Below are 14,589 nucleotides of genomic sequence, written 5' to 3'. Positions count from 1 at the left end.
TCGCCCCTCACAGCCCTTTCTTCGAAAGCGCTGGCGGAATGTTTCTGACTCCAACACAGGCTTCCACGACATTGGGTGCCCCCACAAGTGATGCCACTCCACTGTTCACCCCTGAAATGTGCCCTTCGGGCATGTGAGTGTGAACCCTACTGAGGTGTTCCATCTCCTGGCACCCATCGGATAGGATCTCGACGGTCATTCTCTCACCACCTTAATCGCCCTAACCTCCCAGGCCAGCTCTATCGGCACCTCAACGGTGATTATCGGTGTATCTCCCTTGCTCTTTTCCCTGGGAACTACCGTGATCACCTTCCCCCTTCCGACCGGCTCGCCGACCCTGTTGAGCAGTATTACCTCCTCGCCCCGCTTGGGCAGCGGAAGAAGCTCGTGGGGCATCGTTATCCTTGCCTTGTCGCCAACGTAGTGCACCATGAAGAAGGCCAGGCCCGGGCATATCTGGACGCAGAGGGAGCATCCTATGCACCTGTCGTAGTCCACAATCGGCAAATCGTTCGGGGTGGGCATGCTTATCGCGTTGGTCGGACATACCTCCCTGCACGGGGCGCACGGAATCTCCTGCGGGCATTCCGGAATCGCTACCGGTCTTTTCCTCAGCCTCTCCTCGCTCGGCCTCGGGATTATCGAGAAGAGCTCCTCGGGAGTGATGTAACCGTTTCTGAGGTAGGCGGGGATTTCACTCACTGGCGACACCTCCAATAAGGGCCTTTTTAATCCCCTCAAGCACGTGCCTGCCGAAGGGGCCTGAGCGGAACTCTACGAGGTCCTTCTGGGCTTTCTCCATCTCCTTCAGCCAGCTTTCGTCCGCTATTCCGAGTCTCAGTGTTGCCGCAATTCCCGCTATCTTCCCTTCAAGCATCGCAGTAGTAGCTTCCTCTATTCCGGCCGAATCTCCTGCGACGAATATTCCCCTGACCGTTGTTTCCATCCACTCGTCGCGGAGAGCCACGTGGCCGCTCAGCTCGCGTACGTAGCGTATCTGACAGCCCGCCTGATGGAGGAGCTCGATGCTCGGCCTCAGGCCAACGGCGAGGGCTATAACGTCCACCTCAAAGGTTCTCTCCGTTCCGGGGATTGGCCTCCAGTTCTCGTCGAGTTGTGCCACAACGGCCTTCTCAACCTTCTCCTTTCCTTCAGCGCGAAGAATCGTGTGCCTCGTTAGTATCGGGACTCCAAGCCTTCTGACCTTGGCAGCATGGACGAAGTAGCCGCCGACCTTTGGCATGGCCTCGACTATCGCCTTCACTTCAACGCCCGCCTGGATGAGCTGATACGCCAGAATAAGTCCCACGTTGCCGGCACCGACGATTAAAACGCGGTCGCCGGGCTTGACGCCGTAGGTGTTCATGAGCGTCTGTATAGCTCCGGCACCGTAGATTCCGGGCAGATCGTTGTTCTCGAAGGGTATCATCTTCTCCATCGCACCGGTCGCCACTATGACCGCCCTTCCTCTGAATTCTATCAGTTCACGGTTGTTTTTAACCGCCAGAACGAGCTTCTCGTCGCCGTCCTGAAAGATGCCAACGGCGGACGTTTCAAGGAAGATTTTGATGTTCTTCCTTTTCCTCGCCTCGCCCTCCAGAATCCTCGCTATCTCAACGCCCCTGACCCCTGCGAACTGCTCGCGCTTGCCGAAGAACTTGTGGGTCTGCTTGACGAGCTGGCCGCCGAGCATGGGGTTCTCATCGAGAAGAACGACGCTCGCTCCCCCGTCGGCCGCGTGTATGGCCGCCATCAGACCTGCGGGACCGCCGCCGATTATCACGATGTCTGCCTTCACTACCTTCGCGTTCCTGAACTCAGGGGGTTTGGCTTCTCTTGGCAGCTTGGCCTTTCCGCGCTGGCGCTCTATGACCATTCCGTCCTCGACGAGGGTTATGCACGTCCTCACGTTGGGAACCCCGTTCACGACCATCAGGCAGGAGGAGCACTTTCCGATGGCACAGAAGAGACCTCTAGGCCGCTTCTCGTTGGCGGAATAGTTCAGGACCCGTATTCCTGCCGCATGAAGGGCCGTTGCTATCGTTTCGCCCTCGTAGGCTTTTATGGGCTTTCCCTCAAAGTATATTGTAACCTCCCTGCCGCGCTCAAAACGCAGAACAGGATGCTCAGTTAAGCGCACGGTGTATCACCCATGCACCTATTCGTTCACGAATTTATGAAAATTTTTCAATCCGATGGTGAGCAACCTTTGGTTTCAGGACTACCAAAGCTTTATATATCCGGGGGCGGATAAGTTAGCTGGCGGCGGGCTAGGCCGGGGGGTTCGGCGTCCCCTGTAACCGGAAACCGTCGATATGCCGGGGCCGAAGCCCGGGGGGCGGTTCCTGAAGCCGCCCGTGGAAGCCGGGGTGCAACGGTGATCCCTCGTCCCGGGGGGCCGGCGGTGGGCGGGGTCCGGCTGGAGGGCCGGACTAACGCCCTTTACCCGCCGAACCCCGCCAGGCCCGGAAGGGAGCAGCGGTAGGCGGGACGTTCGGCGCTCCCGGGGTAGCGGGGGTGAGCGAGCCCCGGTGGAAGCGGGCGGTGGAGGGTTCCCACCCCCGGGCGCGCCCGCCGCCGCTAGAGCTTCTCTGAGAAATAACAAGCCGCAGGCAAAACCTTAATAGGACGTGTTCTCTTTTGACTTTGAGGTGTTAAGATGGCGAGCCTTGAGGTCGAGCTTTTCGGGATAAAATTCGAGAACCCGCTCATTCTCGCATCTGGAATAAACGACAAGGTGCCGGAGCAGTGGATCAGGGCGCACGAGGAGGGCGCCGGAGGGGTGGTCACGAAATCCATCGGCATCGAACCGAGGAAGGGCTACGACAACCCCACAATCGTCGAACTGCCCTGTGGTCTCATCAACGCGATGGGCCTTCCTAATCCCGGCTGGAGAGAGTTCCTCGAGATGGTCGAGGGTTACACCTTTGACTTTCCACTGATAGTCTCGATATTCGGTGGAACGCCTGAAGAGTTCGCTTTTCTGGCTGAGAAACTCAGCGGCGTTGCCGATGTCTTTGAGCTGAACCTCAGCTGTCCCCACGCAAAAGGCTACGGCATGGAAATCGGCCAGAAGCCGGAGAACGTCTACGAAGTCGTCAGGGCCGTCAAAGATGCGACCGACAGGCCTGTGATAGCGAAGCTGACGCCCAACATAGATGACATAACCAAGCTTGGCCTGGCCGCGGAAAGAGCCGGAGCCGATGCGGTCTCGGCGATAAACACGCTGAAGGCAATAGCGATTGACATCTACGCGAAAAGGCCGATCCTCAGCAACCGTGTCGGCGGCTACTCCGGACCTGGAATCAAGCCCGTCGCACTGAGAGCCGTCTACGACCTAGCGAGAACGCTTGATATTCCTATTATAGGAATAGGGGGAATAACCACCTGGCAGGATGCGGTCGAGTTCCTCCTCGCTGGAGCTTCAGCCCTTCAGATCGGCACCGCTGTTTCACTCCGCGGGTGGAAGGTATTCAGGGAGATAAACGAGGGAATCGTGAGGTATCTTGAGGAGGAGGGCTTTTCGAGCGTTGAGGAGATAGTCGGCCTTGCATTGGAGGAGTAAAACATGAAAGAATGGGAAACAATCTCGTTGGGCGGGGATTTGAGCCCCGAAGAAATAGAGAAAGCCACAGAAGAAGCTCTCAACGAGGCCACAAGTGACATCGAACTCTCAGAAAACTTTAAACCATCAAAATCGGATTTGAGCGGGGTGAGAAAAATGAAGCGCGCTGTGGTGTTGTTCTCGGGGGGTCTTGACTCGACGGCATGCCTGTACTGGGCGAAGAGGAACTACGATGAGATTATAATGCTCGTCATTAACTACGGGAGCAACGAGGAGAGGGTCACTAACAAAGTTGCTGAGTTCTTTTCGAAGGAGCTGGACGTTCCGCTCAAAATAGTCCGCCTCGACTTTCTGGAGGAGTTCTCGAAGCTGAGGGGAACTACCCTCGTCGGAGGGGAGACACCGAAGGTTACCGCGGAGGAGCTTGAGGACATGAGTGTCGCCCAGGAAACTGCAAAAAGCGTCTGGGTTCCAGCGAGGAACGTCGTTCTGATAAGCGTCGCCGCATCGCTCCTCGATGCGCTCGGCGGCGGGGACATAGTAGTGGGCTTCAACGCGGAGGAAGGGGCCACATTCCCCGACAACACGCCCGAGTTCGTGGAGAGAATGAACGAGATGCTGAAATACGGCACAATGGCCGATGTGAGGGTCGTTGCACCGCTCATAGACCTCGACAAGAAGGGAATAGCAAGGCTTTTGAAGGAGCTGGGCGCGAAGTACGAGTACTCCAACTCCTGCTACATGCCGAGGGGCTTCACCGAGGACGGAAAGCCGATACACTGCGGCGAGTGTGAAAGCTGCGTCAGGAGGCACCGTGGGTTGATCGAGGGAATCGGCGAGGACAGAACCGTTTACGCCGTCGAGCCGAGGATCTAATGTTCAGCTCTGTTCACCCGCCACCGCAAGATTTATAAATCTCTTCCTTGCCCTTATCTTTGGGCGTGGGGCGGTAGCTCAGCCTGGGAGAGCGCCGGACTGAAGATCCGGGTGTCGGGGGTTCAAATCCCCCTCGCCCCACCACTTTCTGCGCGGTGGTAGTCTAGCCTGGTCTAGGACACCGGCCTTCCAAGCCGGTGACCCGGGTTCAAATCCCGGCCACCGCACCATAACAGCCATTGTTTGTACAAGCACTGGCAGGAGTAAGCTTAAAAGCGTCTTCTCCAAGACCAACTGGTGAGTCGCATGGCGATTTACTTCATAGGGCTGGGCCTTTACGACGAGAGAGACATCACGCTCAAGGGGCTGGAGGCGGCAAGGAAGTGCGACCTCGTTTTTGCCGAGTTCTACACCTCACTTCTTGCCGGAACAACGCTCGAGAGGATTGAGAATCTCATTGGAAAGCCTATCAGGAGGCTCAGTAGGGAGGAGGTTGAGCTACACTTCGAGCGCATCGTTCTAAGCGAGGCGAGGGAGAAGGACGTGGCCTTCCTCACCGCCGGTGATCCAATGGTTGCAACGACCCATGCGGATCTGCGCATAAGGGCTAAGCAACTTGGAATCGAGAGCTACGTTATCCACGCCCCAAGCATCTATTCCGCAATAGCGATAACCGGACTGCAAATATACAAGTTCGGGAAGAGCGCCACAGTGGCTTACCCTGAGAAGAACTGGTTCCCCACGAGTCACTACGACGTGATAAGGGAAAACCGAGAGCGCGGTCTCCACACAATGCTGTTTCTCGACATAAAGGCAGACCAGAACCGCTACATGACGGCCAACGAGGCGATGGAAATACTCCTCCAGGTGGAAGATATGAAAAAAGAAAACGTTTTCACGCCGGACACGCTCGTTGTCATCCTGGCTAGAGCCGGTTCGCTCAGTCCGACCCTCAGGGCAGGCTATGTGAAGGATATGCTAATGGAGGACTTTGGGAGACAGCCCCACGTAATGGTCGTTCCGGGCAGGCTCCACATCGTTGAGGCGGAGTATCTGGTGGAGTTCGCGGGGGCACCTAAGGAGATACTGGAGACGGTCTAGCGAAAGCTTTATATTTCCCCCTCCCCCCACTATTGCCGGGACGGGCCCGTGGTCTAGTCTGGTTATGACGCCGCCCTCACGAGGCGGAGGTCCGGGGTTCGAAGCCCCGCGGGCCCACCAGTTACAAACTTCGCCTGCGCGAAGTTTGATCAAGTTCGTAGCTCTTCTTGAAAGCTACAATTTTGAGTGATTTTCTCTTTGAGTGACTGTTTTTGAGGTGGAACTTTTCAAAGTGCTTCTTTGGTGTGGGTTTAACCTTTAAATCGACGCCCTTCGGGCGTCAGGAGGAGAGTAAACACCTTATCGGGGCTTACCTAACGTGTTCTCTTCTGGAAGATGGCATTTAATGGGTAAAATCCTCCCCTGCTGGGCTTTTCGACGGAGAGCTACGAACTTTTGGTCAAGCTTTTTTCCAAAAGCTCCCTTCGCAAGCGCTGGCAGAAGTGGAGGTGCATGTTTTGAAATGCAAAGTTGTCTCCCCCAGATTACCTGTTTTATATGATCCAGGCAGGAAAGGGTTAGGCAATTGCCGAAAAGCTTATAACGATTGACGAATATCCTCCACTATGCTTGAAAAGGAAAAAGAAGCTCTGGCAAAGAGGATAGCGGGGGAAATAACCCTTTCCTCAGACCCCGGCAAGACAATGCGCAAATGGCGCGAGATATTCGGAATCAGCCAGACAGAGCTGGCCGAATACCTCGGCGTCTCTTCTTCGGTCATAAGCGACTACGAAGGCGGAAGGAGAAAGAGTCCTGGAGCATCTACCATTAGGAAGTTCGTTGAAGCGCTCCTTGAGATAGACGAAAAGCGCGGGGGAAACGTCATTAGGGCCTTCAGCAAGACCATCGGTAGTGAGCTACCAACGAGCGCTATACTTGACATCAGGGAGTTTGCGCTCCCGATAACCATAAAGGACCTCGTGAATGCTATCAAGGGGGAAGTAGTCGCCAACATACACCTTCTCGACAGGCGCATCTACGGCTACACCGTCGTTGATAGCATAAGGGCGATCCTCGAGATGAGCAGTGAAGAGTTCCTCAAGCTCTACGGCTGGACGACGGAGCGGGCGCTGATATTCACCAAGGTCACTACTGGGAGAAGCCCAATGATAGCGGTCCGCGTCCAGGGCCTCAAGCCGGCGGTGGTTGTTCTCCACGGCGTAAAGAAGCTCGACGAGCTCGCGGTCAAGCTGGCCGAGCGTGAAAGGGTCCCGCTGGTGGTTTCCAACGTTGCGAGCGAGACCGAGCTCATAACCGGCCTCAGGAGGCTGGTGGAAAAGACTGAAAAGGAGCTGTGATCACTCGAGCTCCTTCCTTCTCCAGATTCCCTCGCCTGCAAGTCGGGTTAGCCGGTCCCTCATGTGAAGGAGAACGTCGCTCAGGGTCTTGCCGTTGTCATACTCCTCAAGTATGCCGAGAAGCTCCTCCCGACTGTAATCCTTCATCTCCCTCGCCAGCTCGGTCATTCTGGGGTACGCCCTAACTACGTTGTCTACTATCGTTATGTCCGCCATTCTGGCGCTCCGCGAGAGGGGGTTTAGATCCACCGTTATCACGAACTTGCCCATTCTCACGAGGGCCTCCGTCCTGTCACCGTCCTCAAGCGGGACGAGAACAACGTCAGCCTTCCAGATGCCGTTTTCGTCAACCTTCCCCCTCTCGTGCTCAAGGCCGGGGATTCTTTTGGTCGGGTTTATCCCGAGTATCTCCTCCGCCCCGTGCTTTCTGAGCTCCTCCGCTATGGCTCTAACGCGCTCCTCGGTTCGGTAGAAGAGGTTTATCTCTAGCTTGGCGTTTAGGGCTCTTGCCAGCTCCACCGTCTCCTCTGGAACAAGGGCCGCGACGTTGCCGTTTACGGAAACGACGGTGTGCTTCGCCAGGAGAAGCTTCGCGACGGCGGCGCGCATGGCCCTCTCGGCGGGTTCTATCGTCTTCTCCCCGATGAGGTAGTCAAAGGCCTCACCGCGGCCGTGGGCTATCAGTCCGGCCTTCGCGGTCATCCCCTTCTCCATGCCCTCGATGATCTTCTCCCGGTAGTACAGGCTCCAGTAGCGCGGGTGGCTCTTGGGTATTTCGACCATTTTTATCCCCCCGGTTACTTGGGGTCGGGGCGTAAAAAGCCTTTCTCCCGGCACGGGGCTTATACGCCGTCCTTCAGGTACCGCCGTTCTCAACCTTTGGTTTAAAAAATCTATATAAAAGCCACTCGTCCTAAACCAAAAGTGAACAAACTTGAACAAATGCTCAAGGTGATGCATCCATGTACCGGATAACTGCCAAAGAAGAACTCGACGTTAGGGACTTCTTCATGGAGGTCGAGGCACCGCACGTGGCAAGAGCCTGGAAACCGGGCCAGTTTGTCGTTTTGATGATACATGAGAAGGGCGAAAGGATTCCCATGTCCATCTACTATGCCGACAGGGAGACCGGAAGGATAGGCATGTTCATCAGGAGGCACGGGAAGACCACCTTCGACCTCTGGGACAACTTCGACGTTGGAGACTCCCTCTACGCCGTTGCGGGACCGCTCGGAACGCCGATCGAGGTCAAGCACTACGGAAACGTCGTCTTCGTCTCCGACGCAGTCTGCGGCCAGGCGGAGAACTACGCCACGCTCAAGGCCATGAAGGAGGCGGGTAACTACACCATCTCGATTCAGACCTTCGAGGACAAAGCCCACTCCTACCCGGAGAAGTTCCTGGCGAAGCCCGTCGCGGACGAGCACTACCTCACCACGGAGGACGGCTCGCGCGGAATCAAGGGGCACTACCTCGACGTTCTGAAGGAGCTCATCGAGAAGGATAAGGTGGACATAGTCTTTGGCGGTGGAAAGCTGGGGTCGCTCAAGAAGCTGGCTGAGCTTACGAAGGAGTACGGAATCCCAACAATCGTCACGGTAAGGCAGATAATGGTGGACGGAACCGGTATGTGCGGTTCCTGCAGGATACTCTACGACGGCGAGATAAAGTTCGCCTGCCGGGATGGCCCGATGTTCGACGCCCACAAGGTGGACTGGGACGACGTCATAAGGCGCGACTCCCGCTTCGTTCGCGAGCAGGAGATTGCAAAGAAGCACTACCTCGAATCCAAGGGGGTGGTCTGAATGGCAAAGCCAAAGATCATCAAGGAGCGCGTTCCGACGCCGGAGAGGCCCGTTGAGGAGCGCATTAAGAGTTTCGTCGAGGTCAACCTCGGCTACGACTTCGCGTCGGCGGTTAAGGAGGCGGAGCGTTGCATACAGTGTCCGCCGGAGTACGCCCCATGTATCAAGGGCTGTCCCGTTCACATCAACATTCCCGGCTTCCTGAAGGCCCTCCGCGAGAACGCAGACAATCCGGACGAGGCCGTTAAGAACGCCCTGCGCATTATATGGAACGACAACACCCTGCCGGCCGTTACAGGAAGGGTCTGCCCGCAGGAGGAGCAGTGTGAGGCCCCGTGTGTCATGGGAAAAGTGGGGGACCCCATAAACATCGGCAAGCTTGAGCGCTTCGTGGCCGACTACGCCCGCGAGAAGGGCATAGACGAGGAACTCCTCGGTGAATTCATGGCCGAAACAAACGGAAAAGGAAAGGTCGCCGTCGTCGGCGCCGGGCCGGCTGGACTCACCTGCGCCCTCGAACTTGCAAAGCTGGGTTATAAAGTGACCATCTTTGAGGCCCTCCACGAGGCCGGTGGAGTTCTTGTGTACGGAATTCCGGAATTCAGGCTTCCGAAGGAGATTCTCAAGGCCGAGCTTGACAAGCTGGAAAAGCTAGGCGTTGAGGTCAAGACCAACTACATCGTGGGCAAGACCGTTACCGTTGAAGAGCTCCTCCAGGAGTACGACGCCGTCTTCATCGGCACCGGAGCTGGAACGCCGAAGCTCCTCAACATACCCGGAATCCTCCTCGACAGGATTTACAGCGCCAACGAGTTCCTGACGAGGGTAAACCTCATGAAGGCCTACAAGTTCCCCGAGTACGACACGCCGATAGCCGTCGGGAAGAAGGTCATAGTGATAGGCGCCGGAAACACGGCAATGGACGCGGCGCGCTCCGCGCTCAGGCTCGGGGCTGAAGTTACCATCGCCTACCGCCGCGGAAGGGAGGACATGACCGCGAGGATAGAGGAGATAGCGCACGCCGAAGAGGAGGGAGTTAAGTTCGAGTTCTTCCTCACGCCGGTCGAGTTCCTTGGTGAGAACGGCAAGGTAAAGGCGGTCAGGTTCATGAAGATGCGCCCGCTGGAGGAACGCGACAGTCGCGGAAAGAGGAAGATAGAGCCGACCGGCGAGTACGTTACCCTTGAGGCCGACACCGTCATCATAGCCATCGGCCTTGAGCCGAACAGGATACTCGTTGAGGCCAGCGGATTTGAAGCCAACCCTGACGGAACGCTCGTTGTGGACGAGAACCTCATGACGAGCATTCCGGGAGTCTTCGCTGGCGGTGACGCGATAAGGGGAGAGGCAACCGTTATCCTGGCGATGGGCGACGGAAAGAAGGCCGCGAAGGCGATAGACGAGTATATAAGGTCCAGAAAGGCGAACTCGTGAGTTCTTTTCTTTTTTTCACCACTGTCTTTTTCTGTCTCCGAAGAAGAACTTCATGAATCCCGAGAAGTCCTCGCCGCGGAAGGCCGCGTAGAGTTCCTGGGTTTCCTCCGGCGTTAGCCACTCTATCCTCTCGGGGATTCCCTCCTCGAAGAGGTAGAGTATCTCATCGCCCTTTCTGGCCACGTCGAGGGTGTAGATTTTCTTTCCGTGCTTTTTGGCCATCTCAATCTCCCTGACGACGAGGGAGGTGAACTTCCCGACTATCGCTATGGCCACGAATATCTCGGCATCTGGAATCATGTGGTCGGTTGTCCTGAGACCGTAGTCGGAGGGAACCACGAAGTTGTTGGAGCCGAGCTTCTCCTCGAGTATCTCAAGAATGGCCTTCTCAGTGCGGGTGTGGTAGAGTATCGTGGGCTCGCTCAGGTAGACGAGCGGCCCGTAGGTTTCCTTCTTCTTTTTCCTGAAGAAACCAAGCATGGGACCACCTCAGGTGGGGATAATGTCATCATCTTGGCATCAGGAGGGATGACACTCTTCATCGGTCAACCTTCACTAACGGGTATGGCTTATTAAGGTTTAGTCTGAAAGTTCATGGGAAGAGCCATGAGAGTTGTTCCACTCGCGTCAGAAAGCCTCGGCGTGAGGAGCCTGGCAACGTTTGTAGAGGCCAGAGGAATAAAAATCCTCATCGACCCCGGTGTGGCCCTCGGGCCGAAGCGCTACGGCCTGCCGCCGGCTAAGATAGAGCTTGAAACCCTCCAGAAAATGAGGAGGAAGCTCCAGGGCTACGCGAGGAAAGCGGACGTGGTGACCATCTCTCACTACCACTACGACCACCACACGCCCTTCTTCGAGGGTCTCTACGAGAGCTCGAGCGAGGAGTATGCCAAAGAAATCTACTCGGGAAAGCTCCTCTTCATCAAGCACCCTAAAGAAAACATCAACTTCAGCCAGAGAAAGCGCGCCTGGGCCTTCCTCAAGAAGGCGGAGCCGATAGCAGAGAAGATAGAGTTCGCGGACGGGAGAAAATTTGACCTCGGCGGGGTTAGGCTTGAGTTCTCACCGGCGGTTCCCCACGGGAGCGAAGGTTCCAGGCTCGGCTTCGTTGTGATGACGCTCATTGACGACGGCTCTGAGAGAGTAATCCACGCGAGCGATATTCAGCTCCTCAACAGAAAAGCGGTGGAGTGGATAATCGAGAAAGTTCCAGACCTGCTCGTAACCGGTGGCCCGCCGACATACCTCGGTAAGCGCGCCGAGGGAAGCTGGGAGGCGGGCATTAAAAACCTCAACGAGATAATCCGCGAAACAGGGGCGGAGATAATCCTCGACCATCACATAGTGAGGGACAGGAACTACCCGCGCTTTTTCGACGAGCTGGAGGAGAGGCCCAAGACCTTCGCCGCCTACCTGAAGGTCGAGGACAGGCCGCTAGAAGCCTACAGGAGGGAGCTTCACAAAAGGGAAGGGGGCGAAAAGGTGGAACTGCCCTTCAGGCTAGGTTGAGAGAAAGCCGCCGTCCACGGGGATCACGGCTCCGTTGATATAGCTGGCAAGGTCGCTCGCGAGGAAGAGCATCACCCTCGCCACCTCGTCCGGCTGACCGAAGCGGCCCATCGGGAGGCGCGCGTTGAAGTTGAAGGATATGCTTATCTTCTCCACGTCGAGCTTCATTATCGCCTCCTTCTTGAGCCTCTTCACGCCCTCGGTCTCTATCCCACCGGGGACTATAACGTTCGCCCTGATTTTCTTCCCGTAGTCCCTCGCTATCGCCCTCGTCAGCGCCACAACGCCAAGCTTGGCCGCGTCGTAGTGGGCAAGGCCCCTCGCGAAGGGCAGGAACGCCTCTATCGAGCTGACGTTGATGATGACGCCGCCTTTATCCTTTCGCGCCCTGACGAAGTGCTGGCACATCCAGAAGACGGAGTGGAGGTTTATCTCCATGACCTTTTCGTAGAAGCCCTCATCGACCTCCGTGAAGTCCCTGAACCAGTAGACGCCGGCGTTGTTGACGAGTATGTCCGGCTCGTTGCCCTCCAATTCCTTCCAGAGCGCGTCTATCTCAATTTTCCTGGAGAGGTCAACGCGGTGGGTGCTAACGCTCACCCCGAACTCCTCCGCGAGGGCCTTCGTCTCCTCCAGCCCGGACTCGTTGAGATCCACGAGTTCTAAATCCGCCCCGGCCTCGGCAAATCTAATCGCCGCCGCGCGGCCTATCCCTGAAGCGGCCCCGGTTATGAGTGCCCTTCTCCCCTTCAGGGAGACGAGTTCGTTTAGAGGTTTCAGGGTCACCATGTTCATTGATTTGCAGTTTTCCCGATAAACTTTACTCAGAAAAGCCTTAAATCCAGAGAGGAAAAAGTTGTTTCAGGTGAGGAAGATGAGGGATTTCTACATCGCCCACGAGGAGGATATAAAAGCCGGAAAGACCACCGACGTTTACTTCATCAGGACGCGGAAGATACTAGTCGAGAAAGGCATTCACAGGAAGGTTTTCGCCGACATAACCACGACGGGACTTCCAAAGGGCTGGAAGTGGGGTGTTCTGGCGGGAATCGAGGAGGTTGCCAAGCTCCTTGAAGGCCTGCCGGTGAACGTCTACGCGATGAGAGAAGGCACGATATTCCACCCCTACGAGCCGGTTATGCAGATCGAGGGTTACTACGAGGAGTTCGGGATTTATGAAACCGCTTTACTCGGCATGCTCAGCCAGGCGAGCGGCATAGCCACCGCGGCACTGAGGGTGAAGATAGCGGCCAACTTCAAGCCGGTCTACTCCTTCGGCATAAGGCACATGCACCCTGCCATCGCTCCGATGATAGACCGCTCGGCCTTCATAGGCGGCTGCGACGGTGTGAGCGGAGTCCTCGGCGCGGAGATGATGGGAGAAAAGCCCGTCGGGACGATGCCGCACGCGCTGATCCTCACGGTTGGCGACCAGGTCAAGGCCTGGAAGTACTTCGACGAGGTGGTTGAACCAGAAGTCCCGAGAACTGCTTTGGTGGACACGCTGTGCGACGAGAAGTTCGAGGCCCTAATGGCGGCTGAAGCTTTGGGAGAGAGGCTCACCGCCGTCAGGCTCGACACTCCAGGCTCAAGGAGGGGCAACTTCAGGCGCATCATAGAGGAGGTTCGCTGGGAGCTCGACCTGAGGGGCTACAACTGGGTTAAGATATTCGTGAGCGGTGGCCTGAACGAGGATAGCATAAGGGAGATAGTTGACGTAGCCGATGCCTTCGGCGTGGGCTCAGCGATAGCGAGCGCGAAACCCGTGGACTTCTCCCTTGACATAGTCGAGGTTGAGGGGAAGCCCATCACCAAGCGCGGCAAGCTGAGCGGGAGGAAGCAGATCTACCGCTGTGAGAACGGCCACTACCACAGGGTTCCAGCGGATAAAAAGCTGGAAAAGTGCCCTGTCTGCGGTGCAAAGGTCGAACCGCTCCTCAAACCGCTCATCGAGAACGGCGAGATCGTTGCAGATCTTCCGAAGGCGAGGGAGATACGGGAATACGTTCTGGAGCAGGCGGAGAAGTTCGGGCTTAGCCTGGAGTGACCGTTCTTCTTTTATCTTACTAAATCTCCCAGAAAAGCAACGTGCAATGAAGGGAAAAAGAAGAGACTTCAGGCCTCCTCGATGTAAATGCAGCTGACCGGGCAGGCCTCGGCGGCCTCGACGGCGCAGTTGTAGAGGTTCTCGTCCTCAATAACCTCGACGATGACAACGCTCTTGCCCTCATCGTTCATCTCGAAGATGTCCGGGCAGAGGCTGGCACAGATGGCGTCTCCGATACAAACGTCCTGGTCAACCCTAACCTTCCAAGCCATGGAACATCACCGGACTTAGATGAACTCCGGCGAATATAAACTTTTCGTCGGGGAAAAGAACCCCAAAGGGCGAAAATCCGTGGAAAAAGGGAGCGAATAGCCCGTCAATGAACAGAAATTGACAGAATGGATCAGTAAAGGCCCAGCCTCTTCTTGTACTCGGGACTTATCCTGTCGGGCGTCCAGGGCGGGTCGAATGTTAGTTCGATTTCGGCGTCCTTGACGCCGGGGATCTCCAGTATCTTGTCCTCGACGGCCCTTAATATCCACATAGTCATCGGACAACCGGGAGTGGTCATCGTCATCTTGACGTAGACGGTGTTGTCAGGCCTAACCTTAACCTCGTAGATGAGGCCGAGGTTCACCACGTCGATTCCGATCTCTGGGTCGATAACCTCCTTGAGCTTCTCAAGGATCATGTCCTCCGTGAGCTTAACGTTTTCGCCGCCGTCCTGAACTTCGCGCTCGCGGTTGATGGTTATCAAGCCGATTCCCTCGAGCTTCCCAAGTTCCGAGTGGAGCCTTATGAGGACGTTGTCTATATCTGGAGTGTCCTTGGCGAGCGTGACTGTAACGTCCCCCTTATCGTTCACCTCGATGGATCTGACAAACTTCCCATCGACTATCTCATTAACGATCTTTTCGACTTCTTCCTTCGTGACCATTACTCACCACCTGGGTG

Annotated in this window: 16 protein-coding genes, 3 tRNA genes and 1 other RNA gene; 12 read left to right on the top strand and 8 right to left on the bottom strand. The window is 56.3% G+C overall.

Annotation, left to right across the window (positions count from 1 at the left end; genetic code table 11):
- Positions 1–7 precede the first annotated feature (7 nt).
- The 3 genes from CL1_RS07105 to CL1_RS07095 are packed head-to-tail and all read right to left on the bottom strand — an operon-like array spanning position 8 to position 2,140.
- Positions 8–199 (bottom strand): hypothetical protein, encoded by a 192-nt coding sequence (locus tag CL1_RS07105; protein WP_048152093.1) that lies wholly within the window; start codon positions 197–199, stop codon positions 8–10.
- Positions 196–702: a 4Fe-4S dicluster domain-containing protein gene (locus CL1_RS07100; RefSeq protein WP_014789199.1), complete on the bottom strand. Its 507-nt coding sequence runs from the start codon at positions 700–702 to the stop codon at positions 196–198. The genes CL1_RS07105 and CL1_RS07100 overlap by 4 nt, the downstream gene beginning before the upstream one ends.
- Entirely contained in the window at positions 695–2,140 is a 1,446-nt protein-coding gene (locus tag CL1_RS07095; protein ID WP_014789198.1) for an FAD-dependent oxidoreductase, read from the bottom strand. Before CL1_RS07095 ends, CL1_RS07100 begins: the two co-directional genes overlap by 8 nt.
- A gap of 123 nt (positions 2,141–2,263) precedes the next feature.
- Here CL1_RS07095 and ffs point away from each other — a divergent pair.
- The 8 genes from ffs to CL1_RS07060 all read left to right on the top strand — a co-directional run bounded on the left by ffs (position 2,264) and on the right by CL1_RS07060 (position 6,840).
- An RNA gene (gene ffs, locus CL1_RS10585) (signal recognition particle sRNA) lies at positions 2,264–2,577 on the top strand.
- A gap of 82 nt (positions 2,578–2,659) precedes the next feature.
- The gene (locus tag CL1_RS07090; protein ID WP_014789197.1) at positions 2,660–3,565 is read left to right on the top strand and encodes a dihydroorotate dehydrogenase; all 906 of its coding nucleotides are present in this window, start codon (positions 2,660–2,662) and stop codon (positions 3,563–3,565) included.
- Between the two features lie 156 nt (positions 3,566–3,721).
- Entirely contained in the window at positions 3,722–4,441 is a 720-nt protein-coding gene (queC, locus tag CL1_RS07085; RefSeq protein ID WP_048152090.1) for a 7-cyano-7-deazaguanine synthase QueC, read from the top strand.
- 67 nt (positions 4,442–4,508) lie between these two features.
- Positions 4,509–4,585 (top strand) — tRNA-Phe (locus tag CL1_RS07080).
- A gap of 8 nt (positions 4,586–4,593) precedes the next feature.
- A tRNA-Gly gene (locus CL1_RS07075) sits at positions 4,594–4,671 on the top strand.
- Positions 4,672–4,747: 76 nt separating this feature from the next.
- On the top strand, positions 4,748–5,542 hold the full coding sequence (dph5, locus tag CL1_RS07070) for a diphthine synthase (RefSeq protein ID WP_014789195.1): 795 nt from the start codon (positions 4,748–4,750) through the stop codon (positions 5,540–5,542).
- A 42-nt stretch (positions 5,543–5,584) separates the two neighbouring features.
- A tRNA-Val gene (locus CL1_RS07065) sits at positions 5,585–5,662 on the top strand.
- 446 nt (positions 5,663–6,108) lie between these two features.
- Entirely contained in the window at positions 6,109–6,840 is a 732-nt protein-coding gene (locus CL1_RS07060; RefSeq protein WP_014789194.1) for a helix-turn-helix domain-containing protein, read from the top strand.
- Here CL1_RS07060 and CL1_RS07055 read toward each other — a convergent pair whose 3' ends face one another.
- The gene (locus tag CL1_RS07055) at positions 6,841–7,623 is read right to left on the bottom strand and encodes a 4-phosphopantoate--beta-alanine ligase (protein WP_014789193.1); all 783 of its coding nucleotides are present in this window, start codon (positions 7,621–7,623) and stop codon (positions 6,841–6,843) included. It abuts the gene before it with no gap.
- A gap of 179 nt (positions 7,624–7,802) precedes the next feature.
- Here CL1_RS07055 and CL1_RS07050 point away from each other — a divergent pair, with 179 nt between their 5' ends.
- Together CL1_RS07050 and gltA are read left to right on the top strand one after the other, a co-directional pair.
- Complete coding sequence (locus CL1_RS07050) at positions 7,803–8,645, top strand: sulfide/dihydroorotate dehydrogenase-like FAD/NAD-binding protein (RefSeq protein WP_014789192.1); 843 nt, start codon at positions 7,803–7,805, stop codon at positions 8,643–8,645.
- Entirely contained in the window at positions 8,646–10,079 is a 1,434-nt protein-coding gene (gene gltA / locus CL1_RS07045; RefSeq protein WP_014789191.1) for an NADPH-dependent glutamate synthase, read from the top strand.
- A 15-nt stretch (positions 10,080–10,094) separates the two neighbouring features.
- On the opposite strand, the gene CL1_RS07040 is transcribed toward gltA, so the two are convergent.
- Positions 10,095–10,559: a hypothetical protein gene (locus CL1_RS07040; RefSeq protein WP_014789190.1), complete on the bottom strand. Its 465-nt coding sequence runs from the start codon at positions 10,557–10,559 to the stop codon at positions 10,095–10,097.
- Between the two features lie 126 nt (positions 10,560–10,685).
- Between CL1_RS07040 and CL1_RS07035 the strand changes: the two genes are divergently transcribed.
- Complete coding sequence (locus CL1_RS07035; protein ID WP_014789189.1) at positions 10,686–11,588, top strand: MBL fold metallo-hydrolase; 903 nt, start codon at positions 10,686–10,688, stop codon at positions 11,586–11,588.
- On the opposite strand, the gene CL1_RS07030 is transcribed toward CL1_RS07035, so the two are convergent.
- On the bottom strand, positions 11,580–12,383 hold the full coding sequence (locus tag CL1_RS07030; protein ID WP_014789188.1) for an SDR family NAD(P)-dependent oxidoreductase: 804 nt from the start codon (positions 12,381–12,383) through the stop codon (positions 11,580–11,582). The two genes, CL1_RS07035 and CL1_RS07030, sit on opposite strands and share 9 nt — an antisense overlap.
- A gap of 79 nt (positions 12,384–12,462) precedes the next feature.
- Here CL1_RS07030 and CL1_RS07025 point away from each other — a divergent pair, with 79 nt between their 5' ends.
- Entirely contained in the window at positions 12,463–13,635 is a 1,173-nt protein-coding gene (locus tag CL1_RS07025) for a nicotinate phosphoribosyltransferase (RefSeq protein ID WP_014789187.1), read from the top strand.
- Between the two features lie 68 nt (positions 13,636–13,703).
- Here the strand turns inward: CL1_RS07025 and CL1_RS07020 are convergent, their stop codons facing one another.
- Complete coding sequence (locus CL1_RS07020; RefSeq protein WP_014789186.1) at positions 13,704–13,907, bottom strand: ferredoxin; 204 nt, start codon at positions 13,905–13,907, stop codon at positions 13,704–13,706.
- A gap of 131 nt (positions 13,908–14,038) precedes the next feature.
- Positions 14,039–14,572 carry a metal-sulfur cluster assembly factor gene (locus CL1_RS07015; RefSeq protein ID WP_014789185.1) on the bottom strand — a complete coding sequence of 178 codons (534 nt, stop codon included), beginning with the start codon at positions 14,570–14,572 and terminating at the stop codon, positions 14,039–14,041.
- Positions 14,573–14,589: the final 17 nt, after the last annotated feature.

It is taken from the genome of Thermococcus cleftensis, assembly GCF_000265525.1.
In the GTDB taxonomy this organism is placed as follows: Archaea; Methanobacteriota_B; Thermococci; order Thermococcales; family Thermococcaceae; genus Thermococcus; species Thermococcus cleftensis.
This window is presented reverse-complemented; position numbering and strand designations above follow the sequence as displayed.